Genomic DNA, 22,170 nt, shown 5'->3' with positions numbered 1-22,170 from the left:
GATGTGAGAAATATACTAAAAAGTTGAAAAGAGATTTGCTTAAGCGTTAAACAATAGCTATAATGAGCGGCCTTTTAGTAAAAGGGTTAACTACGAATAAAGTAGTTAATATCGTGACAGTCGTGGCATCGATCATGACCTTAGTGATTTTCACTGCCTTTGACACTTACCAATAGGGTGAGATGCGTCAGAGGTGATTCTTTATATTTTTGGCTTGGAGTTTACTGGTATGTCTAACCAGAGAATCCGTATCCGTTTGAAGTCTTTTGATCATCGTCTGATTGATCAATCTGCTCAAGAGATCGTAGAAACAGCAAAACGCACTGGCGCACAAGTTTGTGGTCCAATTCCGATGCCTACACGCATCGAACGTTTTAACGTTCTAACTTCACCGCACGTTAATAAAGACGCGCGTGATCAGTATGAAATCCGCACTTACAAGCGTTTGATTGATATCGTTCAACCAACAGACAAAACTGTTGATGCATTGATGAAATTAGATCTTGCAGCTGGTGTAGATGTTCAGATCGCATTGGGTTAAGGCTTTCGGGTTAATTAACACTCTAAGTTAATTAAGCCGCTTTTTTAGAGGTTTATGCACATGGCTATTGGTTTAGTCGGTCGCAAGTGCGGTATGACACGTATCTTTACAGATGCTGGTGTTTCTGTACCTGTTACAGTGATTGAGGTTGATCCTAACCGCATCACTCAAATCAAAACGCTTGAAACTGATGGTTATCAAGCGATTCAAATCACTACTGGTGAGCGTCGCGAATCTCGCGTAACTAATCCTCAGAAAGGTCACTTCGCTAAAGCGGGTGTTGCTGCTGGTCGTTTAGTTAAAGAATTTCGCGCTACAGAAGCTGATCTTGAAGGTCGTGAAGTTGGTGGTACGCTTACCGTTGAATTGTTCACAGTGGGTCAAATTGTTGACGTAACTGGTCAGTCTAAAGGTAAAGGTTTCCAAGGTGGTGTTAAACGTTGGAACTTCCGTACGCAAGACGCAACTCACGGTAACTCATTGTCTCATCGTGCTGTAGGTTCTACAGGTCAAAACCAGACACCTGGTCGCGTATTCAAAGGCAAAAAAATGCCTGGTCACTTAGGTGCTGAACGCGTAACTACACAGGGTCTTGAGATTGTATCTATTGACACAGAACGTTCAGTTCTTGTTGTTAAAGGTGCGGTTCCTGGTGCTACTGGTGGCGACGTAATCGTTCGCCCTACGATCAAGGCCTGAGGGGAAATATTGTGAATTTAAATACTGTTTCCGGCTCTGCTGTTGAATTATCTGAAGTTGCTTTCGGACGTGAGTTTAACGAAGCTCTTGTACACCAAGTTGTTACAGCTTATTTAGCTGGTGGTCGTCAAGGTTCTAAAGCTCAAAAATCACGTGGCGATGTATCTGGCGGTGGTAAAAAACCTTTCCGTCAAAAAGGTACTGGCCGTGCGCGTGCTGGTTCTATTCGTAGCCCAATCTGGGTTGGCGGTGGTAAAACTTTTGCTGCTCGTCCACAAGATTGGTCTCAAAAAGTTAACCGTAAAATGTACCGTGGTGCTATGCAATGCATCTTAGCTGAACTTGTTCGTCAAGATCGCTTGGTATTGGTTGAAGAGTTTGCTGTTGCTGCTCCTAAAACTAAAGAATTGCTTGCTAAGCTTAACGACTTAAATGCTGTTCGCGCATTAATCGTTACGGATGCTGTAGATGAGAATCTATATCTTGCTGCACGTAACATTCCGCATGTAGATGTGGTTGATGCTGCTGCAATTGATCCTGTTAGCTTGATCGCGTTCGACAAAGTTGTTATGTCTGTAGCTGCTGCTAAGAAAATTGAGGTAGAACTCGGATGAACAACGAACGTATCTATCAAGTCCTACAAGGACCTGTATTCTCAGAAAAAGCACAAGCTCTAGGTGAAGCTGCTGGTGTTCAAGTTTTTAAAGTTGCTATTAACGCAACTAAACTTGAAATCAAAAAAGCAGTGGAACAACTCTTTGGTGTTCAAGTTGTTAAAGTTAACACGACGATCACTAAAGGTAAGACTAAACGCTTTGGTAAAACATTAGGACGTCGTTCTGATGTTAAAAAAGCATACGTCACCCTGAAAGCTGGCCAAGATGTTCAAATGGCTGACTTGGGCGATACCGCTGAAAGCGCAGCGGAATAAGGACGAGAATTATGCCTATTCAAAAATGTAAGCCAACGTCACCAGGACGTCGCTTTGTAGAGAAAGTCGTTCACGACCATCTTCACAAAGGCGCGCCTTATGCTCCGTTGGTTGAAGCTAAAAAACGTACTGGTGGTCGTAATAACAACGGTCACATTACGACTCGTCACGTTGGTGGCGGTCATAAGCAGAACTACCGTATTGTTGACTTCAAACGTAACAAAGATGGTATTCCTGCAACTGTAGAGCGTATCGAATACGATCCTAACCGTACTGCACACATTGCTTTGGTATTGTATGCTGATGGTGAGCGTCGTTATATCATCGCTCCTAAAGGTTTACGTGCTGGTGATAAAGTACAATCTGGTAACGATGCTCCAATTCGTCCAGGTAACTGCTTGCCACTTCGCAACATGCCTATCGGTTCTACTCTGCACAACATCGAACTTAAAATCGGTAAAGGCGCGCAATTAGCTCGTTCAGCTGGTACTTCTGTTCAGTTGTTGGGTCGTGACGGTTCTTACGCAATTGTTCGTTTACGTTCTGGCGAAATGCGTAAAATTCACGTTGAATGCCGTGCTGTACTTGGTGAAGTTTCTAACCAAGAAAGCAACCTTCGTTCACTCGGTAAAGCGGGTGCTTCACGCTGGCGTGGCGTTCGTCCTACCGTACGTGGTATGGCTATGAACCCAGTTGACCATCCACATGGTGGTGGTGAAGGGCGTAATAAAGGTATTCAACCTGTAAGCCCATGGGGTCAAAAAGCTAAAGGGTACAAAACACGTACCAACAAGCGTACGACTAAGATGATCATTCGCGACCGTCGCGTTAAGTAACAAGTAAAGGAATCTGACAATGCCTCGTTCTCTGAAAAAAGGCCCATTCGTCGATGCGCACTTGTTCGCTAAGGTTGAAGCGGCTATCGCGGCTAATAACCGTAAGCCGATCAAAACTTGGTCGCGTCGTTCGATGATACTCCCAGATTTTGTTGGTTTAACAATTTCTGTTCATAATGGTCGTAACCATGTTCCGGTAATTGTATCTGAACATATGGTTGGTCATAAACTCGGTGAATTCGCGCCAACTCGTACCTATCGTGGTCACGGTGTTGACAAGAAATCTAAACGTTAAGGTGCTATGATGGAAGTTACTGCTAAATTACGCGGTGCCGCTATCTCGGCACAAAAAGCACGTTTGGTTGCAGATTTGATTCGTGGCAAATCTATTGCTCACGCTTTAAATATCTTAAACTTCAGCAACAAAAAAGCTGCAGTTTTAGTGAAAAAAGCGTTGGAATCTGCAGTTGCAAACGCTGAACACAATAACAGTTTAGATGTAGACGACCTTAAAGTTGCTACGATTTACGTTGATGAAGGTGTAAGCCTTAAACGTATTATGCCACGTGCTAAAGGCCGTGCAGATCGTATCACTAAGCGTACTTGTCACATCACCGTTAAGGTAGGGGTTTGATATGGGTCAGAAGGTTCATCCAATCGGTATCCGCCTAGGTGTTGTGAAACGTCATAACGCTAACTGGTATGCGAGTCCGAAACAATACGCTGAATATTTGCTTAAAGATCTTCAAGTTCGTGAGTTTTTGAACAAAAAACTTAAAAACGCGATGATTAGCAAAATTCTTATCGAACGTCCTACAGGCGCTGCTAAAATTACTATTAGCACTGCTCGTCCAGGTATCGTTATCGGTAAAAAAGGCGAAGACATTGAGAAATTACAACGCGAATTAACATCTATCATGGGTGTTCCTGCGCAAGTAAGCATCAACGAAATCGATCGCCCAGATTTAGACGCTCGTTTGGTTGCTGAAGCAATCGCTTCTCAACTAGAAAAACGTGTAATGTTCCGTCGTGCTATGAAGCGTGCGGTTCAGAACTCTATGCGTGCTGGTGCTAAAGGTATCAAAGTTGAAGTTTCTGGTCGTTTAGGTGGTGCAGAGATTGCCCGTACTGAATGGTATCGTGAAGGTCGTGTACCTTTGCATACACTTCGTGCTGACATCGACTACTCATCTGTACGTGCTGAAACTACATACGGTACGATTGGTGTTAAAGTTTGGGTATTCCGTGGCGAGATCTTAGGTGGCATGAAACAAGTCATGAACCCTGCTCCTGCTGAAGAACGTCCAGCTAAACGCGGTCGCGGTCGTGGTGAAGGTCAGGAGCGTCGTGGTCGTCGCAATGATCGTTCTGCTGAAAAAGGAGAATAATCCATGTTGCAACCTAAACGTACTAAGTTCCGTAAGGTACAAAAGGGCCGTAACACTGGTCTAGCGCATCGTGGTAGCACTGTATCTTTCGGTACTATTGCACTTAAATCTCTCGAGCGTGGTCAAATGACCGCTCGTCAAATTGAAGCTGCGCGTCGTACAATCAGCCGTCGTGTAAAACGTGGTGGTAAGATCTTTATCCGTGTTTTCCCAGACAAACCAATTACTGAAAAGCCATTAGAAGTTCGTATGGGTAAAGGTAAAGGTTCTGTGGAATACTGGGTTTGCCAAATCAAACCAGGTAAGATCTTGTACGAAATGGATGGTGTTAGCGAAGAATTGGCACGTGAAGCGTTTACGCTTGCAGCTGCTAAGCTTCCGTTTAAAACCACTATCGTTACTAAGACGGTGATGTAATGAAAACTAATGATCTACGTGAAAAATCGGTAGAAGAGTTGACAGCTTTGCTTGATGAGCAACAGCTTAACCAATTCCGTCTTCGTATGGCTAAGGCAACTGGTCAATTGGGTAAATCGCATGAAGTTGCGCTTACTCGTAAGACTATTGCTCGTATCAAGACACTCCTTACCGAAAAACAGGGGAACGGACAATGAGTGAACAAACAGTTCGCACGTTAACCGGCAAGGTCGTAAGCGACAAAATGGACAAGTCTATTGTTGTGCTTATTGAACGCCGCGTTCAACACCCGTTGTATGGCAAATCAATCCGCCGTTCAACTAAATTACACGCTCATGATGAGAACAATGTTGCTAAAACCGGCGACTTGGTAACCATTAAAGAAAGCCGCCCAATTTCTAAAACTAAAGCTTGGGCTTTAGTGGAAGTTATTGAAGCTGCTGCTGAGTAATTAGACGTTCTTGTTGCATCATCGGTTGATTTCGAGTACTCTTTGAGCCTTTCGAAATTGTGACCGGTGATGCTCGGTTTTGGAGTAGGGCAATGATTCAAACCGAAAGTATGCTCGACGTAGCAGACAACAGTGGTGCTCGCCGCGTACAATGTATTAAAGTACTTGGTGGTTCACACCGTCGTTATGCTTCTGTTGGCGATATTATTAAAGTTACTGTAAAAGAAGCTATTCCTCGCGGTCGTGTTAAAAAAGGCGACGTGATGAATGCTGTAGTTGTACGTACGAAATTCGGTGTACGTCGTCCGGATGGTTCTATCATCCGTTTTGATGACAATGCTGCTGTGATTTTGAACAACAACAAAGCGCCGATTGCAACTCGTATTTTCGGACCAGTGACTCGTGAACTTCGTACTGAACAGTTCATGAAAATCATTTCATTGGCTCCTGAAGTTCTATAAGAGGCACTCATGGCTAAGATTAAAAAAGGCGATCAAATTATTGTGATCGCAGGTAAAGAAAAAGGCAAACAGGGAACTGTTCTGTCTGTTTCAAATGACCGTGTTAAGGTTGAAGGCCTTAACTTGGTGACGAAGCATCAAAAGCCGAACCGAGCTACTGGCGCTGAAGGCAGCATCGTAACTCAGGAAGCTACGCTTCATATCTCAAACGTGGCAGTTTTTAATGCTACAACCCAAAAGGCTGACCGTGTTGGTTACCAATTTGATGCTGAAGGCGTGAAAACTCGCGTATTCAAATCAAATGGTGAATCAGTGGCGGTAGCGAAGTAATAGGTTGATATAGGCCATGGCCAGACTTAAAACACGTTACAACGAAGAACTTAAAGCTCAATTGTTAGAAACATTGGGCGTTAAGAATGTGATGGAAATTCCTCGCATTACAAAAATCACCATCAACATGGGTGTTGGTGCTGCATCAGCTGACAAGAAATTGTTAGACGGCGCTCTTTCTGATATGCAAGCAATTGCTGGTCAAAAACCAGTACTTACTTTAGCTCGCAAATCTATCGCTGGTTTTAAAATCCGTGATGGTTGGCCGATTGGTTGTAAAGTTACTTTACGCGGCGAACGTATGTACGAATTCTTAGACCGTTTGATCTCTATTGCGATCCCTCGTATCCGTGACTTCCGTGGTTTTTCTGCGAAATCATTTGACGGTCGTGGGAACTACTCAATGGGTTTGAAGGAACAGATCATGTTCCCTGAAATCGATTTTGATAAGATTGATCGTATTCGTGGTATGGATATTACCGTTACTACGACTGCTCGCACCGATGACGAAGGCCGTGCGCTATTGCGTGCATTCGGCTTCCCGTTTAAATAAGAGGTCGATATGGCTAAGAAAGGTATGATTAATCGCGAATTGAAACGCGAAAAAACTGTTGCTAAATTTGCTGCAAAACGTGCTGAATTAAAAGCTACGATTGCAAATGTAAATGCAACAGAAGAAGAACGTTTCGAAGCGATGATGAAATTTCAGGCATTACCACGTAATGCGTCTCCAGTACGTCTTCGTAACCGTTGTGGTTTAACTGGTCGTCCTCATGGTTACTTCCGTAAGTTCGGCTTAAGCCGTAACAAATTACGTGAAACTGTCATGCAAGGTGATGTACCGGGCATGGTTAAGGCAAGCTGGTAAGGAGCGACTATAATGAGTATGCAAGATACCGTTGCCGACATGCTAACCCGTGTTCGTAACGCACAAATGGCTAAGAAACAAACTGTTTCTATGCCTAACTCTAAGTTGAAGGTTGCTATTGCTAACGTTCTTCAACAAGAGGGTTACATTTCTAACGTAGAAGTTGCTGATGCTGAAGGTAAAGCAACTTTAACAATTACGTTAAAATATTTTGAAGGCAAACCAGTTATCGAAACTGTGAAACGCGTAAGCCGTCCAGGTCTACGTCAGTATCGCGGTAAAGATGCACTTCCTAGCGTTAAGCAAGGTTTAGGTATTGCAATTGTTTCTACAAGCAAAGGCATCATGACTGATCGCGCAGCACGTTCTGCTGGTATCGGTGGTGAAGTTATTGCTTTTGTTTCTTAATAGGTGAATCCTCATGTCTCGTGTGGCTAAAGCCCCAGTAACTGTGCCTAATGGCGTTACAGTTACTCAGAACGGCCGGCAGGTCGAAGTGAAAGGCAGTAAAGGTACATTGTCTTTCAACCTGCATGCGCTGGTCGAGCTAAAACAGGAAGAAGGTCAGCTTCATATTGCTCCAGTTAAAGAATCTAAAGATTCTTGGATGCAAGCTGGTACTGCTCGCGCTGTTCTTAACAACCTTGTTAAAGGTGTTAGTGAAGGCTTCGAACGTAAGTTACAACTAATCGGTGTTGGTTATAAAGCTGCGGTTAAAGGTGATGTTGTTCATCTTAACCTAGGTTATTCACACCCTATCGATTATAAACTTCCTGAAGGTGTAACTGCTGAAACTCCAACTGCTACTGAAATCATTTTGAAATCAGCAAGCAAACATATGTTGGGTCAAGTAGCTGCAGATATCCGTTCATATCGTGAACCAGAGCCTTATAAAGGTAAAGGTGTTCGTTATTCGGATGAAGTTGTTCTTCGTAAAGAAGCTAAGAAGAAATAAGGCGCGAGGTTCTTATGAACGAAAAGAAACAATCCCGTTTGCGTCGTGCGAAAAGCACACGCTTGCACATCCGTGCATTGGGTGCGACTCGCTTGTGTGTAAACCGCACTCCGCGTCACATCTATGCTCAAGTTATTTCAGCAGATGGTGGCAAAGTTTTAGCGCAAGCTTCAACTTTAGATGCTACTTTACGTGCTGGCACAACTGGTAATGTTGAAGCAGCTCAAAAAGTAGGTGCTTTAATCGCAGAACGTGCTAAAGCAGCTGGTGTAACTAAAGTTGCATTTGACCGTTCTGGTTTTAAATATCATGGTCGTATCAAAGCCTTGGCTGATGCTGCTCGTGAAAACGGCTTGGAGTTCTAATCATGGCTAAAGTTGAACAAAACGAAGGTCTTGTTGAAAAGCTGGTTGCCGTTGATCGTGTAGCCAAAGTTGTTAAGGGTGGTCGTATCTTCTCTTTCACAGCATTAACTGTTGTGGGTGATGGTAATGGTCGCGTAGGTTTTGGTCGTGGTAAAGCACGTGAAGTTCCAGCTGCTATTTCTAAAGCACTTGAAGCTGCACGTCGCAACATGATTACTGTTGATCTTGTTAACGGTACTGTACAACACCCTATTAATGCTCGTCACGGTGCAAGCCGCGTTTACATGCAACCTGCTTCTGAAGGTACTGGTGTAATTGCTGGTGGTGCTATGCGTGCAGTTTTAGAAGCTGTTGGCGTGCATAACGTATTGACAAAATGCTATGGTTCTACAAACGCTGCTAACGTAGTAAACGCAACTTTTAAAGGTTTGCGTGATATGACTTCTCCTGAGAAAGTCGCTGCGAAACGTGGTCTTTCTGTAGCACAAATTCAAGGGTAATCAATCATGAAAACGATTAAAGTTACCCAGACTAAATCTTCATCGCATCGCTTGAAAAATCACAAGCTTAGCCTTCAAGGTTTAGGTCTGCGTCGTATTGGTCATACTGTAGAAGTTGTTGATACTCCTTCTAACCGCGGTATGATCAACCAAGTTTACTATATGGTTAGTGTAGAGGAATAAGCCATGACTCTGCGTTTAAATACTATTGCACCTGCAGAAGGTGCTAAGCGTGATAACCTTCGTCTAGGCCGTGGTATCGGTTCTGGCGTTGGTAAGACCGGTGGCCGTGGTGTCAAAGGTCAAAACTCGCGTAAGAGCGGTGGTACACGTCCAGGTTTCGAAGGCGGTCAAACTGCGTTATATCGTCGTTTGCCTAAATTCGGCTTCACTAGCCAATTGGCTTTGAAAACTGCTGAAGTACGTTTATCTGAGCTTGCTAAAGTTGAAGGTGACATCGTTTCACTTGAAACCTTAAAAGCAGCGAATGTTGTACGTAGAGATATGACTCGTGCTCGTATCGTACTTTCTGGTGATATTACTCGTGCATTCACTATTCAAGGTGTTGCATTGACTAAAGGCGCTAAAGCTGCTGTTGAAGCTGCTGGCGGCAAAGTCGAGGAGTAATCGCTAGTGTCTATGTCTCCTAGTTCTTCGGGTCATGTTAACATGATGAAAGGGCAGCCGTTTCATGTGAAATATCGTGAAATTATTCGCCGAATGATGTTCCTTATTGGTGCATTAATGGTCTTTCGACTAGGAGCACATATTCCAGTACCAGGCATTAATAATGCTGCACTCGAAAATCTTTTTAATGCAAACTCAGGTACTATCCTGGGTTTGTTTAACATGTTTTCAGGTGGTGCATTAGAGCGGATGTCAATTCTTGCTTTAGGGATCATGCCTTACATTTCTGCTTCAATTATTGTGCAGTTAATGTCTACGGTAGTTCCTTCGCTGGAAGCTTTAAAGAAAGAAGGCGAACAAGGTAAGCGTAAGATAAATCAATATACGCGACAAGGTACATTATTGCTTGCACTTGTGCAGTCTGTTGGGATGTGTGCAGGACTTATTAGTCAAGGGATTACTTTGACTGGAGGCCTGGCTTTTTACATTCCTGCTGTGACTTCACTGGTTGCGGGTACCATGTTCTTGATGTGGTTGGGTGAGCAAATTACTGAACGCGGAGTAGGGAATGGTATATCCATGATCATCTTTGCGGGTATTGTTGCTGGATTGCCGAATTTAATTATGCAATCTTTATCATCAGTAGATAATGGTCAAACAAGTCTTATTGGCTTGGTAATTTTTGGCTTGTTATCTATCGGTGTGTTAGCAGCGATTGTGTTTATTGAAAAAGCACAACGTCGTATACCAGTCAATTACGCTCAAAAACAACAAGGTCGTCGTGTATTTACTGCACAGCAGACACATTTGCCATTAAAAATTAATATGGCGGGTGTGATTCCAGCAATTTTTGCCAGTTCATTGCTTTTGTTCCCTGCGAGCTTAGGGCAATGGGTGGGTAGTGCTGATCCTAGTGCAGGATTTATCAAACGTGGCCTGCAAGATTTGGCGCTCGTGTTGTCGCCTGGACAGCCGTTGTATTTGGTGCTCTTTGGTGCGTTAATTATCTTTTTCTGTTACTTCTATACTGCGCTAGTATTTAGCCCTAAAGAAGTGTCAGAGAACTTGAAACGCAGCGGAGCTTATGTGCCTGGTATTCGTCCAGGTGAGCAAACTGCTCGTTACTTAGATCATATTCTCAATCGTTTGACCTTTATTGGCGCGATTTATATCACAGTGATTTGTTTAATGCCGATGGTATTACAGAGCTCATTTGGTATTCCATTCTCTTTGGGTGGTACCTCTTTGCTGATCGTTGTGGTAGTCGTGATGGACTTTATGGCTCAGCTGCAAGCACATCTCACCTCGCATCAATACGATAATCAAACGTTAATGAGAAAAACGACTGCTCATCCTAAGGGATAAGCGCACTTGAGGTTTCATCATGAAAGTACAAGCTTCTGTTAAAAAAATTTGTGGTAGCTGTAAAGTTATCCGTCGTAATGGGGTTATCCGCGTGATTTGTAGCGCAGAACCTCGTCATAAACAGCGTCAAGGTTAATCTAATCAAGACCTGTTGATTTCAGTAGGTGAATTGGGTTAATATCCGCCCCTCAAGGTTTTTGTCGGGCGGTTGATTATCTCTACTGCCTTTTTGGAGAAAGTGAATGGCTCGTATTGCCGGTGTAAACATTCCGGATAACAAGCATGCTGTTATCTCCCTCACGTATATCTTTGGTATCGGTCGCCACACTGCTAAGAGCATCTTAGCTGCTGTAGGTATTCCAACTACTACTAAGATCCGTGAATTGGATGATGCTCAGCTTGATGCGATTCGTGCAGAAATTACTAAGGTTCCGACCGAAGGTGATTTACGTCGCGAAATTTCCATGAACATTAAACGTTTAATGGATTTAGGCTGCTACCGTGGTCTTCGTCATCGTCGCAGCTTGCCTGTCCGTGGACAACGCACCAAAACTAACGCACGTACCCGTAAAGGTCCGCGCAAACCTATTAAGAAATAAGATTTCTGGAAGCTAAAAGATGGCTAAAGATACTCGCACACGCAAGAAGGTCACCCGTACCGTCTCTGAAGGTGTTGCACACATTCACGCTTCTTTTAATAACACCATTGTGACTATTACCGATCGTCAAGGTAATGCACTGGCTTGGGCCACTTCAGGTGGACAAGGCTTCCGTGGATCACGTAAATCAACTCCGTTCGCTGCTCAGGTAGCTGCTGAAGTTGCTGGTAAAGCTGCTTTAGACTACGGTTTGAAAAACTTGGACGTCCTTGTAAAAGGTCCTGGTCCTGGTCGTGAATCTGCGGTTCGTGCTTTAGGTGCAGTGGGTTATAAAATTAACAGCATTACCGATGTGACGCCAATCCCGCACAACGGTTGTCGTCCACCTAAAAAACGTCGCGTGTAAGGAGAAACATTCATGGCTCGTTATATTGGTCCAAAATGCAAACTCTCTCGCCGCGAAGGGACAGACCTGCAACTTAAATCAGGCGTTAAACCGTTTGACGTTAAGACAAAAAAACATGCGAAAGCTCCTGGCCAACATGGTCAAAGCCGCGCAAAACAATCTGAGTACTCACTACAATTACGTGAAAAACAAAAAGTACGTCGTACGTATGGTGTGTTAGAACGTCAATTTAGTAATTACTATAAAGAAGCTGCTCGTGTTAAAGGCGCAACAGGTGAAAACTTGTTGAAATTGCTTGAAAGCCGTCTTGATAACGTTGTTTATCGCATGGGTTTTGGTTCTACACGTGCAGAAGCTCGTCAGCTTGTATCTCACCGTTCAATCACTTTAAATGGTCGTCGCGTTAACATCGCTTCAATCCAAGTTAAAGCGGGTGACGTGGTTGCAGTTCACGAAGGTGCTAAACAACAATTGCGTATTAAAGGCGCAATCGAGTTAGCTACTCAACGTGGTATTCCTTCTTGGATGGAAGTTGACCATTCTAAATTGGAAGGTACGTTTAAAGCTGCACCGGATCGTTCTGATTTACCTGCTGAAATCAACGAAAGCTTGATTGTAGAATTGTATTCTAAATAATCCCTTGAGGTAGCAATAATGACGCGTACTGCAAATGAGTTTCTAACTCCGCAAGCGATCAAGGTCGAAGCGGCTAGCGGGACCTCGGCAAAAGTGATTCTAGAACCATTAGAGCGTGGCTTTGGTCATACTCTGGGTAATGCTTTACGTCGTATCCTTCTTTCTTCTTTACCTGGCGCTGCTGTGGTTGAAGTTGAAATAGAAGGGGTTGAGCACGAGTACAGTACCTTGGAAGGCTTGCAGCAGGACATCGTCGAGCTCTTGCTGAACCTAAAAGGATTGTCGATTAAGCTGTTCGATCAAAACGAAGCATATTTGACATTAGAAAAACAAGGTCCTGGCGACGTAACAGCCGCTGATCTTCGTTTACCTCATAATGTTGAAGTGGTAAACCCTGAGCATTTGATTGGCACTTTAAGTGCTTCAGGCTCATTAAAAATGCGCCTGAAAGTTTCTCAAGGTCGCGGTTATGAGACTTCTGACTCACGTTTCCCAGAAGGCGAAACTCGCCCAGTGGGTCGTTTACAGTTAGATGCTTCTTATAGCCCAATCAAGCGCGTGTCTTACACAGTTGAAAATGCTCGTGTAGAACAACGTACTGACCTTGATAAATTGATCATTGACCTTGAAACCAACGGTACAGTTGATCCAGAAGAAGCAATCCGCAAAGCGGCAACAATCTTGCAACAACAAATTGCAATTTTTGTTGATCTTCAGAAAGATCAAGCTCCTGTTGCTCAAGAGCCTCGCGAAGAAGTGGATCCAATCTTGCTTCGTCCAGTAGATGATCTAGAGCTTACTGTTCGTTCTGCTAACTGTTTGAAAGCAGAAAATATTTACTACATCGGTGATTTGGTTCAACGTACTGAAGTTGAGTTGTTAAAAACTCCTAACTTGGGTAAAAAATCGTTAACTGAAATCAAAGATGTTCTGGCATCGAAAGGCTTGCAATTGGGCATGCGTTTAGAGAACTGGCCACCGGCTAGCCTCCGCATGGACGATCGCTTTGCTTATCGTAGCCGTTAATTAAGTAGGACTATCACCATGCGTCATCGTAATAGTGGTGTGAAATTAGGCCGTACAAGCAGTCATCGTAAAGCGATGTTCCAAAACATGGCTAATTCTTTGTTCGAACACGAGTTAATTAAAACTACTGTTCCTAAAGCAAAAGAATTACGTCGTGTTGCTGAGCCTTTAATCACTTTAGCTAAAGTCGATTCTGTAGCAAACCGTCGTTTGGCGTTTGCTCGTACTCGTTCAGCTGCAACTGTAGGTAAATTATTTACAGTTCTTGGCCCTCGTTACAAAGAACGTAACGGCGGCTATCTACGTGTTCTTAAAGCGGGCTTCCGTGCAGGTGATGCTGCACCGATGGCTTACGTTGAGCTAGTAGATCGCGAAGTTAAATAATTTCGCAAAAAGAACTTCAGTTGTTCGAAAAAGACCGGTGTTTCACCGGTCTTTTTTTATGCCTGATGATTTTTCATTAGCAGAAAATTTTAGATTTTGTCCTGAACTGATATATTTTTTGTCAGATTTATTTAAACTTGACATTGTGTATTGTCAAATTTATGGTTTAATAAAATAAAGTTCAACAAGGTTATAAAAAGAACATGGAAAAGCACATTGATATTTTGATTGTTGGCGCAGGTATTTCAGGTATTGGCCTTGCTGCACATCTTTCGAAGAATTGTCCGCAACGTCAATTTGATATTATTGAACGTCGTGAAAGCTTTGGTGGGACTTGGGATTTATTTAAATACCCCGGGATTCGTTCAGACTCGGATATGTCAACTTTTGGTTTTAATTTTAAACCTTGGCAAAAGGCCAATGTCCTCGCAGACGGGGCATCCATCAAAGGCTATTTATCTGAAGTTGTTGATGAATACCAATTAAAAAGTAAAATTCATTTTAAGCATCGTGTGCTATCCGCGAATTATGATTCTTCAATTAGTAAGTGGGTGGTACAAATTGAAGATGAAAATCAAAAACAACAGACCTGGATTGCCAATTTTGTACTAGGCTGCACGGGTTATTACAACTATGACCAAGGCTTCCAGCCGGATTTTCCAAATCAAGCCGCATTTAAAGGGCAGTTTATTCACCCGCAACATTGGCCAGAAAATTTCGACTATACCGGTAAGAAAGTCGTGATTATCGGCAGTGGTGCAACTGCAATCACACTGGTGCCTGCAATGGCGAAAGGCGGGGCAGCGCATGTTACCATGCTGCAACGCTCACCGACCTATATTGCTTCTATTCCATCGGTTGATTTTGTCTATGACAAAATGCGTAAAGTCTTGCCGGAAGATCTTGCTTATAAACTGACGCGGGCACGGAATATCGGGATGCAACGTGCTATTTATGCGCTTGCCCAAAAGCAGCCGAAATTGCTGCGTAAATTCTTGTTGAAATCCATTGAGATGCAACTCAAGGGTAAAGTGGATATGAAACACTTTACGCCATCTTATAATCCATGGGATCAACGTCTTTGTGTGGTACCTGATGGTGATTTATTCAAGATTTTACGCTCAGGCAAGGCGAGTGTAGAAACGGATCAAATTGAGAAGTTTACTGAAACAGGTATTCAGCTGAAATCCGGTCAACATTTGGATGCCGATATTATTGTCTCTGCGACAGGTTTGCAGATTCAAATTCTAGGCGGTATTAAAGCCAGCATTGATGGGAAGCCTATAGATACCTCTAAACATATGTTGTATCAAGGGATTATGGTCAGTGATGTACCGAATATGGCGATGATTATTGGTTATATCAACGCATCCTGGACGCTTAAAGTTGATATTGCGGCTGATTATATTTGTCGCCTAATTAATTATATGGACAAGAATGGCTATGACCAAGTGATTGCTCAAGGTGATCAGACTGAATTGATGGAAGATACCGTGATGGGGAGTTTATCTTCAGGTTATATTGCACGTGCAGCGGATGTCATGCCGAAGCAAGGTAAACATGCGCCTTGGAATGTGACCAATAATTATCTGGCTGATCGCAAAGTATTAAAAAATGCCAAGTTTGAGGATAGCGTCCTTAAATTTCAAAAGCACACAGGCGTAGATTCGCGTAAACCTAAATTAGTGTCTTAATTCAAACAGCAAACATAAAAGGAGCTTAAGCTCCTTTTATGTTTTATTTAAAGTGAACGAGAGATTAACTCTTTCATAATCTCATTGGTTCCTGCATAGATCCGGTTGGCACGGTTATCGATATAGGCCCGTGCAATAGGGTATTCCATCATGTAGCCATAGCCACCATGCAATTGAAGGCATTCATCCACCACTTTAGAGAACATCTCGGAAATTTTGTACTTGGCAGCAGCGGCGGCATCAATTCCAAGTTTTTCTTCAAGCTGTAATTCCATGCAGCGGTCTAAATAAGCACGACAGAAATCTATTTCGGTACGCAATTCGGCAAGCTTAAAACGTGTATTTTGAAAAGCGCTGATCGGTTTACCAAAGGCTTGACGCTGTTTGGTATATTTTACTGTATGAGCGAATGCAGCTTCTGCACCTGCTTGGCAGATGATGCCAACCAGCATACGTTCCCAAGCCAATTCTTTCATCAGCATCATAAAACCCATGCCTTCTATGCCGAGCAAGTTTTCTTTAGGCACGCGGACATTATCGAAGAACAATTCACAGGTATCTTGTCCTTTCATGCCAATCTTGTTGAGTGGTTTTCCTTTGCTAAAACCTGCTCGATCGGCTTCAATAATGAGTAAGGATAAATTGGCAGAACCTTTATCTGCACTGCCAGTTTTACAGACCACAATGACCATGTCGCACAGATAGCCATTGGTGATAAAAATTTTGGAACCATTAATCACATAGTCATCGCCATCTAAAACTGCACTGGTGCGTACTGCTTGTAGGTCTGAACCAGTGCCGGGTTCGGTCATGGCAATGGCTGTAACGACTTCACCTGTAGCCATTTTCGGTAACCATGTTAATTTCTGCTTTTCATTACCGAAATTATTGAGGTAGTTCGCAACAATATCCGAGTGTAGCGAGAAGCCAGTAGATGAATCCATGGCATAGGCTTGTTCCTCAATCAGAATCATGCTGTAAAGGCGGTCAACTCCTGAACCCCCATATTCTTCTGGCATGGTGGCGCAGAGCAGTCCCATTGCACCGGCTTTATTCCATAAATTACGGTCGACATGTTGTTGCTGTTCATATTTTTCAATATTGGGAATCACTTCTTTTTCATAAAACTTACGCACGGTTTCACGAAATGCATCATGCTCTGCTGTGCATAGATTGCGCGGTAACATATTGGCTATGGGGCGGATCGCAGCTGATTGCATTTTTATTGTGTCCATTTTCAGAGTCATTGTTGTATAGAAAGTAAAAGATCCATCAGCAAGCGACAATGTGCTGAATGCTCAAATATTTGGAGTTAATGATGAATTTGGTCAATTGCAGGAAATGAGTCGAAACATGCAGCACTGATAGGGTAAACTAGCAAAAATTTGACACTATTGGGGAATGCTGTGAGTGAAGAAATGAGCTTAGAAGAACGCAAAGTAATTTATCGTGCCCGTCGTGGTCTAAAAGAAATTGATGTGTACTTTGATCCCTATGTAAAAAATCATTATCTAAAAGCTGATACTGCGGAAAAAGAAGTGTTTGCAGAGTTAGTGGCACAAGAAGATCCAGACTTATTAGACTGGTTTATGGAAGTGTCTGAACCACCACGTCCTGAAATGAAAGATCTGATTGTTAAGTTGAAACACTACGTACATGGTTAATCGGTCTTTTCAACTGAAACGCAGTCGCTTGGCCTTTGTGTTTCAGTTGATCATTTTTACACTGGTGATTGTCCTTTTGCAGCAACTCTTAGTGCCATGGCTATGGCTGTTGTGTGTTCTGCTGGGTGTGATGGCTTATGCCTATGGTTTAAAAGTACCGCAACCCATTTACTTTGAATATTTAGAAGCGCGAGAATGGTCACTTTCAAATGTTAAATCTGAACAGATTAAACGCGTTTCGATTAGTCATATTATTGATCATCAACTTTATATTGTGGTTTATTTCCAGCATTTTCAGGAAAAACCATTACTGATTTGGATCGATCAACTGCCGCTAAAACAGTGGAAAGCATTAAAGAAATTGGCGAAATTGATCTAATTGTTAGACAATTGTATATTTTAAAATATTATAAAAATTTTAATAATCAATAATATAGATGTTTTAAGCTCATCTTTGTAAGACAGCTTTAATATAAAGTTACGAAATATCCCAATTGTTAGACAATTTTCCTGCTGAATTATTTACGCTAAATGTACATTAAATTTACCAACAGCAAATGAGGACATCATGATGGTGATTCCAACTTGGATGTTTCTGGTGGTAGCGATTGTTTTGGCAATTGTTATTGGACGACTAGGAACTGTGCTGAAGGATCGATTTGCACAACATGAAAGCCCTTAGGCTTCGACCCCTTGATAAGTAGCATGTGCCGAACCGTCGCAATGCTACTTTTTTTTGCCCAAAAATTATAACTTCATTCAATCCAGTCAATCTTCCAAACTTTATTTCATGGCAAAGTAGCTGATCTGATTAGAGTAAATACTCTTTTATTCAGATTTCGCATCTGATATGTTTAGTTGCTATGGACATAAACACAATTATAGAGGACAGGAAAATGTCGAGAGTCCAAAAAATATGCCAGGGTATGGCAGTTGTTGCAGTTGCAAGTTCTTTATTATCAGGTTGTTCTCAAGTGGTTAAAACAGGGGCCAATGTTGCACTGGGTTTTAGTGAGAAACACATTGTACCGCCTATTTTAGCGATGGATGATGCTGATATGGCGTGTAATTCGGGGAATGCGTTAACTCCAGCCATTATGTCAACCAAGGATATGGGTGCAGATCCAACCCGTATTGCGGTTCTTTTATATGCTTCGTCTGGAATTTGTGCTGAAAATCAGGCGCTCGAATCAGAGTTACGTTATTTACGCGCCTCTAAAGCGGGTCAAGTTTCAGAAGCTCAAGATGCCCGTATAGAACAAAAACGATGGGCGGCGATTGCTGCACAGCGTCAATATGCAGGTTACCAGCTCCTTGAAAATCGTTGGGCCGCAAAATATAACAAGAAACTGGGCGAAGGCTGCCCGAAAATGAAGAGTGATCTGGATCAAACCGTTTATTTGATGGGGATGATTAGTGGTTTGCAAGCCATGACCAATGACATTAATTCTGGCGGTGCAATCAATGTGCCAAAAGATATTGCAGCAGTGGTTGAACGTGGTATGAGCTGTTTAGACAATGCCAAATTCTGGGGTGCACCCAATGCAGCCCGTGCCGTAATTTGGACACTATTGCCGGGTGCGGGAGATGGCAAACCTGATCCTTATCAAACCTTAAAAGAATCAGTGCAATTGGGTGAACAAAAAGGCGTGCGCCTGTCACATGCCTTATATGCCGTTGCTGCACAAGCCAGTGGTGATGATGCCAAAATTCGTGAGGCACTAAAAACATTTGCCGCTTCTCGTACAGAGGAAAAACCTGTGAATCCACAGTTTAAGCTGGTCGATAGCATGGCGAAGAATATGGTACAGAGTATTTCAGACCGTTATTGGACTGAACATACTGGTATCCGTACCAGCGATGATGGTATGCAGCGCTTCTGGGATGATAAAGAGGACACCGCAGAATTGGATGACTTATTTAGTGAAGAGGTAACGGCTCAATCCTAAGTTGAGTTCAATTAAAAGAGGATTTTAATTGGCCTGAATGGATGATTTTAATCTTTGATAAGTCATTTTAAACAGAGGGCATGTCAATGAAAGACCAATTTCTCACACGGAAAATTGTTTTTATTGCAATTGTGGTGTCATTTTCGGCATGCCTTCAAGTTTTCGCAGATTCATTTATTTATTGGCAGGCAGGCTTTTTTAAAGAATTTTGGCGGATATGGACCGGGCATTGGGTACATGTGGGATGGATCCATTTTGCGCTGAACATGCTGGCTTTTGCCTGTTTACCTTTCATTTTTCCCCGGGTAAAAGTTTGGCATTTTGTTGCTTTGCTTATTTTACTTCCATTGTTTATTAGTCTGTGTTTCTACTATTTTTTTCCTGATATTGAAGCCTATGCAGGGTTGTCTGGGGTCTTGCACGGCGCTTATGTCACGGTTGCATGCGTACATTTGCTATATAAGAAAGAGCGTAACTTCGCTGCGTTTGTCCTGTTTCTTATTCTGGCCAAATTGATTTGGGAAAATACCATCGGCAGTGTAGGAACGGCTGAACTGATTGGTAGTCCGGTATTGGTTGAGTCACATTTATTAGGGGTAATTGGGGGAGTAATTATCGCAATGTTTTATATTTTATGGGATTATTTCTTTGAATAGTGATGAGATTGACATTTAAAACATAAAAGAAAATGCATATTGTCATTTTTATCCATACCGAATTGATGCAAATTTGTTCATAACAATAAAGAGATTGAATAGAGAAAGGATATTTTCTATTCGAAAAAGGAAAAGTTGGTATTGCTGAACCCGTTGCAATGACCAAGATAAAAAATAGGAATGCACATGCAAAATGATGAAAATAACAGATCAGGATTAGGTCTGTTACGTTATATATGGACAGAGTGGATTTCGACTTTTGTCATTCTATTACTACTTTTGCTAACGCTCATCATCGGTACCGGTGAGATGATTCATGGTCAGTTGTTACGTGTGGGAGAGCGTTTGTATGGCAATGAAGACATTGGCATGCAATATTCTTTTTTACGTGCAGAGCCAACAACGCCCACTTGTGACCGTCATCCCGATGTAGATGCGCAAGTTCAGAAGCAAATGAAAGCCAATGCCAATGATGAATTTGCCGATATTTTTGGTACCACATCGGAAGCAGATGTGCGTGCTTCAGTATTGGCGGGGCAACAACAGTGCGAAGAAAAGTATCAGTTCTATGATAAAGCCATGCAATATATGGATGAGCATTCAACAATCAGAGCCTATCGTACGCTTGAAACATCGTTCTTTGGTGTTTTTAAGTTTGGGACTGAAAATCGAGTCATTATTTTATTATTGATGGTGGTGGTTGCTGCGATTACTGCATCAGTGAAGTTTCATCATATTGGTTTGCGTGCTCCAACTACCAAACTGGATTATCGAGTCTATGCGCTATTTATGATGCTCGGTAATGGTTTGCTGGCGTCATCTGTGCTCAGTCAATATCATTCAATCATCAATTCAGGTGTGACCTCGAGCTATGAAACGCTGGTGGTTTACTGGCTGTGGATTTTCCTGTTTATTACCCTGACCTTGATCAGTTTACTCCAGCTTATTAAGCCACCTGCAGCCAAACAGGAAGGCAAAGGTAATTTCGGCTTAGCTTTACTGAGTGTGCCTTTATATGCCTACATGGCATTACTGACCGGGATTGTCTTTACCTTTGTCATGGATTATCCAATGGGGCAAGGGATTTACCTCGGGATTCTGGTTGAATTCTCAGGCATCTTCTTAAACCTTGCACTGTTTATCTGGGCAGGGATGTTGCTGACCCAAACCCGTGTCATGGATTTATTCCTAGGGATTTTACGTCCGTGGAACCTTGCACCAGAAACGCTAACCTGGTTAATTTTGATTGCTGCTGCGATTCCAACCGCTTATACCGGCGCTTCAGGAATTTTCGTTGTTGCCGCAGGTGCGATCATTTATAAGGAAGTGTGGAACTCGGGTTCTCGTCGTCAATACGCCTTGGCAGTATCTGCAATGTCAGGTTCGCTGGGTGTGGTGATTCGTCCATGTCTATTGGTGATTTTGATTTCGATGCTGGATAGTCGTCATGTGACTTCTGATGAACTGTTTAATCATGGTATCTATGTCTTCTGGCTGACCGCATTTATCTTCCTTGGGGTATCGTTATATCTGGCCGAAACACGTTTCCGTGTGAATTCACCGAAAGTTGCGGTTCCCGGAATGTTGAAAGCCATTGTTCCGGTGATTCCTTATATTGTGATTACGATTATTGTGATTGCTTTATATAAATATGGTCTAGACACCAAAATGGATGAATTCACAGCACCTGTGATTTTACCGATCATTTTGATTGCTTATATTATGTTTGATAAGTGGTGGGGTGATCGTTTTGCAACTCCACCAGATCGACATGCCGCTTTGGCCTTGGAACATGAAAAGCAATCGACCTTTATGCGCGAACATACGCCGCATGCGGGAGAGAAAGCGCGAGGCTTTGGCCATTCACTCTGGTTTGCTTCGGCAGAAACGGTTGGTCATATTGGTGCACTAATCATCTTGATGGCCCTGTCTGCAAGTGTAGGCGGTTTGATCGAGCGTAGTGAAGTGGTTGAATTATTGCCAACGCATTTGGGCAATATTTATATTTCACTGGCATTTATCGCATTGTTACTTGCCATTATTGGTATGACTACAGACCCATTTGGTGCGGTAATTCTGGTTGCTGCAACCATTGCGCCGGTAGCCTATGAAAATGGTATTCATCCAATTCATTTCTGGATGATTGTACTGGTTGCATTTGAATTGGGTTATGTCACGCCGCCGGTTGCCCTGAATCATCTGCTGACGCGAATGTCGGTCGGAGATGATGAAGTTCGGGCTGCCGATGCAGAAGCCAAAGTGAAATATACCAAGTTCTATTACCGCTATGAGCGTTGGTTATTGCCAATTATGGTGCTGTTCCCATCGTTGCTGATTGTGACCTATGCGCCGTATATTTTTAGATTGTTTGATTGGTATCAATAGTTTTTAAGCGATAAAAAAAAGCACCTTCGGGTGCTTT

34 protein-coding genes and 1 pseudogene are annotated in these 22,170 nt (G+C 42.7%); 34 read left to right on the top strand and 1 reads right to left on the bottom strand.

Translation table 11 applies throughout. The annotated features are described in order from the left end of the window. Positions 1-229 precede the first annotated feature (229 nt). The 29 genes and pseudogenes from rpsJ to B9T23_RS15020 all read left to right on the top strand — a co-directional run bounded on the left by rpsJ (position 230) and on the right by B9T23_RS15020 (position 15,479). Positions 230-541, top strand: a complete 312-nt coding sequence (gene rpsJ, locus B9T23_RS15160) for a 30S ribosomal protein S10 (protein WP_000070912.1) — start codon at positions 230-232, stop codon at positions 539-541. 60 nt (positions 542-601) lie between these two features. Continuing rightward, positions 602-1,240 carry a 50S ribosomal protein L3 gene (gene rplC / locus B9T23_RS15155; RefSeq protein ID WP_086194661.1) on the top strand — a complete coding sequence of 213 codons (639 nt, stop codon included), beginning with the start codon at positions 602-604 and terminating at the stop codon, positions 1,238-1,240. Positions 1,241-1,251: 11 nt separating this feature from the next. Next, positions 1,252-1,854 (top strand): 50S ribosomal protein L4, encoded by a 603-nt coding sequence (gene rplD, locus B9T23_RS15150; RefSeq protein WP_067726657.1) that lies wholly within the window; start codon positions 1,252-1,254, stop codon positions 1,852-1,854. Beyond that, entirely contained in the window at positions 1,851-2,171 is a 321-nt protein-coding gene (gene rplW / locus B9T23_RS15145; protein ID WP_067726655.1) for a 50S ribosomal protein L23, read from the top strand. Before rplD ends, rplW begins: the two co-directional genes overlap by 4 nt. Before the next feature lie 11 nt (positions 2,172-2,182). Further along, complete coding sequence (gene rplB, locus B9T23_RS15140; RefSeq protein ID WP_067726653.1) at positions 2,183-3,007, top strand: 50S ribosomal protein L2; 825 nt, start codon at positions 2,183-2,185, stop codon at positions 3,005-3,007. 19 nt (positions 3,008-3,026) lie between these two features. Beyond that, on the top strand, positions 3,027-3,302 hold the full coding sequence (gene rpsS / locus B9T23_RS15135) for a 30S ribosomal protein S19 (protein ID WP_004281508.1): 276 nt from the start codon (positions 3,027-3,029) through the stop codon (positions 3,300-3,302). Positions 3,303-3,311: 9 nt separating this feature from the next. Continuing rightward, complete coding sequence (rplV, locus tag B9T23_RS15130; RefSeq protein ID WP_039619839.1) at positions 3,312-3,641, top strand: 50S ribosomal protein L22; 330 nt, start codon at positions 3,312-3,314, stop codon at positions 3,639-3,641. A gap of 1 nt (position 3,642) precedes the next feature. Further along, a pseudogene (gene rpsC, locus B9T23_RS15125) lies at positions 3,643-4,459 on the top strand (30S ribosomal protein S3). Beyond that, positions 4,399-4,812 (top strand): 50S ribosomal protein L16, encoded by a 414-nt coding sequence (rplP, locus tag B9T23_RS15120; RefSeq protein WP_067726649.1) that lies wholly within the window; start codon positions 4,399-4,401, stop codon positions 4,810-4,812. Before rpsC ends, rplP begins: the two are co-directional and overlap by 61 nt. Continuing rightward, positions 4,812-5,009, top strand: coding sequence for a 50S ribosomal protein L29 (gene rpmC / locus B9T23_RS15115; protein ID WP_005012982.1), 198 nt, complete (start codon positions 4,812-4,814; stop codon positions 5,007-5,009). Before rplP ends, rpmC begins: the two co-directional genes overlap by 1 nt. Beyond that, complete coding sequence (gene rpsQ, locus B9T23_RS15110; protein ID WP_067726647.1) at positions 5,006-5,263, top strand: 30S ribosomal protein S17; 258 nt, start codon at positions 5,006-5,008, stop codon at positions 5,261-5,263. Before rpmC ends, rpsQ begins: the two co-directional genes overlap by 4 nt. A gap of 92 nt (positions 5,264-5,355) precedes the next feature. Next, the gene (gene rplN / locus B9T23_RS15105) at positions 5,356-5,724 is read left to right on the top strand and encodes a 50S ribosomal protein L14 (RefSeq protein ID WP_004650480.1); all 369 of its coding nucleotides are present in this window, start codon (positions 5,356-5,358) and stop codon (positions 5,722-5,724) included. A gap of 9 nt (positions 5,725-5,733) precedes the next feature. Then, on the top strand, positions 5,734-6,054 hold the full coding sequence (rplX, locus tag B9T23_RS15100) for a 50S ribosomal protein L24 (RefSeq protein ID WP_067726645.1): 321 nt from the start codon (positions 5,734-5,736) through the stop codon (positions 6,052-6,054). 16 nt (positions 6,055-6,070) lie between these two features. Further along, complete coding sequence (gene rplE, locus B9T23_RS15095) at positions 6,071-6,607, top strand: 50S ribosomal protein L5 (protein WP_067726643.1); 537 nt, start codon at positions 6,071-6,073, stop codon at positions 6,605-6,607. Between the two features lie 9 nt (positions 6,608-6,616). Further along, the gene (gene rpsN, locus B9T23_RS15090; protein ID WP_067726641.1) at positions 6,617-6,922 is read left to right on the top strand and encodes a 30S ribosomal protein S14; all 306 of its coding nucleotides are present in this window, start codon (positions 6,617-6,619) and stop codon (positions 6,920-6,922) included. A gap of 12 nt (positions 6,923-6,934) precedes the next feature. Beyond that, the gene (gene rpsH, locus B9T23_RS15085; RefSeq protein WP_067726639.1) at positions 6,935-7,330 is read left to right on the top strand and encodes a 30S ribosomal protein S8; all 396 of its coding nucleotides are present in this window, start codon (positions 6,935-6,937) and stop codon (positions 7,328-7,330) included. Between the two features lie 13 nt (positions 7,331-7,343). After that, entirely contained in the window at positions 7,344-7,877 is a 534-nt protein-coding gene (rplF, locus tag B9T23_RS15080) for a 50S ribosomal protein L6 (protein WP_067726637.1), read from the top strand. 14 nt (positions 7,878-7,891) lie between these two features. Then, entirely contained in the window at positions 7,892-8,242 is a 351-nt protein-coding gene (gene rplR, locus B9T23_RS15075; RefSeq protein WP_004281497.1) for a 50S ribosomal protein L18, read from the top strand. A 2-nt stretch (positions 8,243-8,244) separates the two neighbouring features. Further along, positions 8,245-8,742, top strand: a complete 498-nt coding sequence (gene rpsE / locus B9T23_RS15070; protein ID WP_067726635.1) for a 30S ribosomal protein S5 — start codon at positions 8,245-8,247, stop codon at positions 8,740-8,742. A 6-nt stretch (positions 8,743-8,748) separates the two neighbouring features. Beyond that, positions 8,749-8,925: a 50S ribosomal protein L30 gene (rpmD, locus tag B9T23_RS15065; protein ID WP_067726633.1), complete on the top strand. Its 177-nt coding sequence runs from the start codon at positions 8,749-8,751 to the stop codon at positions 8,923-8,925. Positions 8,926-8,928: 3 nt separating this feature from the next. Beyond that, positions 8,929-9,369: a 50S ribosomal protein L15 gene (rplO, locus tag B9T23_RS15060; RefSeq protein WP_067726631.1), complete on the top strand. Its 441-nt coding sequence runs from the start codon at positions 8,929-8,931 to the stop codon at positions 9,367-9,369. 45 nt (positions 9,370-9,414) lie between these two features. After that, complete coding sequence (gene secY, locus B9T23_RS15055; RefSeq protein WP_171255236.1) at positions 9,415-10,734, top strand: preprotein translocase subunit SecY; 1,320 nt, start codon at positions 9,415-9,417, stop codon at positions 10,732-10,734. 19 nt (positions 10,735-10,753) lie between these two features. Next, a complete protein-coding gene (rpmJ, locus tag B9T23_RS15050; RefSeq protein ID WP_000867907.1) occupies positions 10,754-10,870 on the top strand; it encodes a 50S ribosomal protein L36 in 117 nt (38 codons plus the stop codon). A 106-nt stretch (positions 10,871-10,976) separates the two neighbouring features. Further along, on the top strand, positions 10,977-11,333 hold the full coding sequence (gene rpsM / locus B9T23_RS15045) for a 30S ribosomal protein S13 (RefSeq protein ID WP_067726626.1): 357 nt from the start codon (positions 10,977-10,979) through the stop codon (positions 11,331-11,333). A 19-nt stretch (positions 11,334-11,352) separates the two neighbouring features. Then, complete coding sequence (gene rpsK, locus B9T23_RS15040; RefSeq protein ID WP_001040166.1) at positions 11,353-11,739, top strand: 30S ribosomal protein S11; 387 nt, start codon at positions 11,353-11,355, stop codon at positions 11,737-11,739. A 12-nt stretch (positions 11,740-11,751) separates the two neighbouring features. After that, entirely contained in the window at positions 11,752-12,375 is a 624-nt protein-coding gene (gene rpsD / locus B9T23_RS15035) for a 30S ribosomal protein S4 (protein ID WP_067726624.1), read from the top strand. Between the two features lie 18 nt (positions 12,376-12,393). Then, positions 12,394-13,401, top strand: a complete 1,008-nt coding sequence (locus tag B9T23_RS15030) for a DNA-directed RNA polymerase subunit alpha (RefSeq protein ID WP_004650465.1) — start codon at positions 12,394-12,396, stop codon at positions 13,399-13,401. Between the two features lie 18 nt (positions 13,402-13,419). After that, positions 13,420-13,785, top strand: coding sequence for a 50S ribosomal protein L17 (rplQ, locus tag B9T23_RS15025; RefSeq protein WP_067726622.1), 366 nt, complete (start codon positions 13,420-13,422; stop codon positions 13,783-13,785). 203 nt (positions 13,786-13,988) lie between these two features. Then, positions 13,989-15,479: a flavin-containing monooxygenase gene (locus tag B9T23_RS15020; RefSeq protein ID WP_086194660.1), complete on the top strand. Its 1,491-nt coding sequence runs from the start codon at positions 13,989-13,991 to the stop codon at positions 15,477-15,479. A 47-nt stretch (positions 15,480-15,526) separates the two neighbouring features. Here B9T23_RS15020 and B9T23_RS15015 read toward each other — a convergent pair whose 3' ends face one another. Next, positions 15,527-16,699 carry an acyl-CoA dehydrogenase family protein gene (locus B9T23_RS15015; RefSeq protein WP_086194659.1) on the bottom strand — a complete coding sequence of 391 codons (1,173 nt, stop codon included), beginning with the start codon at positions 16,697-16,699 and terminating at the stop codon, positions 15,527-15,529. Between the two features lie 186 nt (positions 16,700-16,885). Between B9T23_RS15015 and B9T23_RS15010 the strand changes: the two genes are divergently transcribed. The 5 genes from B9T23_RS15010 (at position 16,886) to B9T23_RS14990 (ending at position 22,133) form a co-directional block, all read left to right on the top strand. Next, positions 16,886-17,143: an FAD assembly factor SdhE gene (locus tag B9T23_RS15010; RefSeq protein ID WP_086194658.1), complete on the top strand. Its 258-nt coding sequence runs from the start codon at positions 16,886-16,888 to the stop codon at positions 17,141-17,143. Next, positions 17,136-17,522 (top strand): hypothetical protein, encoded by a 387-nt coding sequence (locus tag B9T23_RS15005; protein WP_086194657.1) that lies wholly within the window; start codon positions 17,136-17,138, stop codon positions 17,520-17,522. Before B9T23_RS15010 ends, B9T23_RS15005 begins: the two co-directional genes overlap by 8 nt. Positions 17,523-18,039: 517 nt before the next feature. Further along, positions 18,040-19,092 carry a hypothetical protein gene (locus B9T23_RS15000; protein ID WP_086194656.1) on the top strand — a complete coding sequence of 351 codons (1,053 nt, stop codon included), beginning with the start codon at positions 18,040-18,042 and terminating at the stop codon, positions 19,090-19,092. Between the two features lie 86 nt (positions 19,093-19,178). After that, a complete protein-coding gene (rrtA, locus tag B9T23_RS14995; RefSeq protein WP_086194655.1) occupies positions 19,179-19,748 on the top strand; it encodes a rhombosortase in 570 nt (189 codons plus the stop codon). 186 nt (positions 19,749-19,934) lie between these two features. Further along, positions 19,935-22,133, top strand: coding sequence for a TRAP transporter large permease subunit (locus B9T23_RS14990; RefSeq protein ID WP_086194654.1), 2,199 nt, complete (start codon positions 19,935-19,937; stop codon positions 22,131-22,133). Positions 22,134-22,170 lie beyond the last annotated feature (37 nt).

Source organism: Acinetobacter terrae (assembly GCF_002135195.1).
Taxonomy (GTDB): domain Bacteria; phylum Pseudomonadota; class Gammaproteobacteria; order Pseudomonadales; family Moraxellaceae; genus Acinetobacter; species Acinetobacter terrae.
This window is presented reverse-complemented; position numbering and strand designations above follow the sequence as displayed.

Excerpts from the sequence above, each read along its gene's own strand:
- rpmJ (WP_000867907.1), top strand. The coding sequence starts at position 10,754 with ATGAAAGTACAAGCTTCTGTTAAAAAAATTTGTGGTAGCTGTAAAGTT.
- B9T23_RS15000 (WP_086194656.1), top strand. The coding sequence starts at position 18,040 with ATGTCGAGAGTCCAAAAAATATGCCAGGGTATGGCAGTTGTTGCAGTT.
- B9T23_RS15020 (WP_086194660.1), top strand. The coding sequence starts at position 13,989 with ATGGAAAAGCACATTGATATTTTGATTGTTGGCGCAGGTATTTCAGGT.
- rplF (WP_067726637.1), top strand. The coding sequence starts at position 7,344 with ATGTCTCGTGTGGCTAAAGCCCCAGTAACTGTGCCTAATGGCGTTACA.
- rpsM (WP_067726626.1), top strand. The coding sequence starts at position 10,977 with ATGGCTCGTATTGCCGGTGTAAACATTCCGGATAACAAGCATGCTGTT.
- secY (WP_171255236.1), top strand. The coding sequence starts at position 9,415 with ATGAAAGGGCAGCCGTTTCATGTGAAATATCGTGAAATTATTCGCCGA.
- rpsK (WP_001040166.1), top strand. The coding sequence starts at position 11,353 with ATGGCTAAAGATACTCGCACACGCAAGAAGGTCACCCGTACCGTCTCT.
- B9T23_RS15005 (WP_086194657.1), top strand. The coding sequence starts at position 17,136 with ATGGTTAATCGGTCTTTTCAACTGAAACGCAGTCGCTTGGCCTTTGTG.
- rplO (WP_067726631.1), top strand. The coding sequence starts at position 8,929 with ATGACTCTGCGTTTAAATACTATTGCACCTGCAGAAGGTGCTAAGCGT.
- rrtA (WP_086194655.1), top strand. The coding sequence starts at position 19,179 with ATGAAAGACCAATTTCTCACACGGAAAATTGTTTTTATTGCAATTGTG.
- B9T23_RS14990 (WP_086194654.1), top strand. The coding sequence starts at position 19,935 with ATGCAAAATGATGAAAATAACAGATCAGGATTAGGTCTGTTACGTTAT.
- rplX (WP_067726645.1), top strand. The coding sequence starts at position 5,734 with ATGGCTAAGATTAAAAAAGGCGATCAAATTATTGTGATCGCAGGTAAA.
- rpmD (WP_067726633.1), top strand. The coding sequence starts at position 8,749 with ATGAAAACGATTAAAGTTACCCAGACTAAATCTTCATCGCATCGCTTG.
- rplB (WP_067726653.1), top strand. The coding sequence starts at position 2,183 with ATGCCTATTCAAAAATGTAAGCCAACGTCACCAGGACGTCGCTTTGTA.
- rpsS (WP_004281508.1), top strand. The coding sequence starts at position 3,027 with ATGCCTCGTTCTCTGAAAAAAGGCCCATTCGTCGATGCGCACTTGTTC.
- rpsD (WP_067726624.1), top strand. The coding sequence starts at position 11,752 with ATGGCTCGTTATATTGGTCCAAAATGCAAACTCTCTCGCCGCGAAGGG.
- rpsJ (WP_000070912.1), top strand. The coding sequence starts at position 230 with ATGTCTAACCAGAGAATCCGTATCCGTTTGAAGTCTTTTGATCATCGT.
- rpsN (WP_067726641.1), top strand. The coding sequence starts at position 6,617 with ATGGCTAAGAAAGGTATGATTAATCGCGAATTGAAACGCGAAAAAACT.
- rpsH (WP_067726639.1), top strand. The coding sequence starts at position 6,935 with ATGAGTATGCAAGATACCGTTGCCGACATGCTAACCCGTGTTCGTAAC.
- rplE (WP_067726643.1), top strand. The coding sequence starts at position 6,071 with ATGGCCAGACTTAAAACACGTTACAACGAAGAACTTAAAGCTCAATTG.
- rplP (WP_067726649.1), top strand. The coding sequence starts at position 4,399 with ATGTTGCAACCTAAACGTACTAAGTTCCGTAAGGTACAAAAGGGCCGT.
- rplW (WP_067726655.1), top strand. The coding sequence starts at position 1,851 with ATGAACAACGAACGTATCTATCAAGTCCTACAAGGACCTGTATTCTCA.
- rplV (WP_039619839.1), top strand. The coding sequence starts at position 3,312 with ATGGAAGTTACTGCTAAATTACGCGGTGCCGCTATCTCGGCACAAAAA.
- rplQ (WP_067726622.1), top strand. The coding sequence starts at position 13,420 with ATGCGTCATCGTAATAGTGGTGTGAAATTAGGCCGTACAAGCAGTCAT.
- rplN (WP_004650480.1), top strand. The coding sequence starts at position 5,356 with ATGATTCAAACCGAAAGTATGCTCGACGTAGCAGACAACAGTGGTGCT.
- rplR (WP_004281497.1), top strand. The coding sequence starts at position 7,892 with ATGAACGAAAAGAAACAATCCCGTTTGCGTCGTGCGAAAAGCACACGC.
- B9T23_RS15015 (WP_086194659.1), bottom strand. The coding sequence starts at position 16,699 with ATGCAATCAGCTGCGATCCGCCCCATAGCCAATATGTTACCGCGCAAT.
- rpsE (WP_067726635.1), top strand. The coding sequence starts at position 8,245 with ATGGCTAAAGTTGAACAAAACGAAGGTCTTGTTGAAAAGCTGGTTGCC.
- B9T23_RS15030 (WP_004650465.1), top strand. The coding sequence starts at position 12,394 with ATGACGCGTACTGCAAATGAGTTTCTAACTCCGCAAGCGATCAAGGTC.
- rplC (WP_086194661.1), top strand. The coding sequence starts at position 602 with ATGGCTATTGGTTTAGTCGGTCGCAAGTGCGGTATGACACGTATCTTT.
- rpmC (WP_005012982.1), top strand. The coding sequence starts at position 4,812 with ATGAAAACTAATGATCTACGTGAAAAATCGGTAGAAGAGTTGACAGCT.
- rpsQ (WP_067726647.1), top strand. The coding sequence starts at position 5,006 with ATGAGTGAACAAACAGTTCGCACGTTAACCGGCAAGGTCGTAAGCGAC.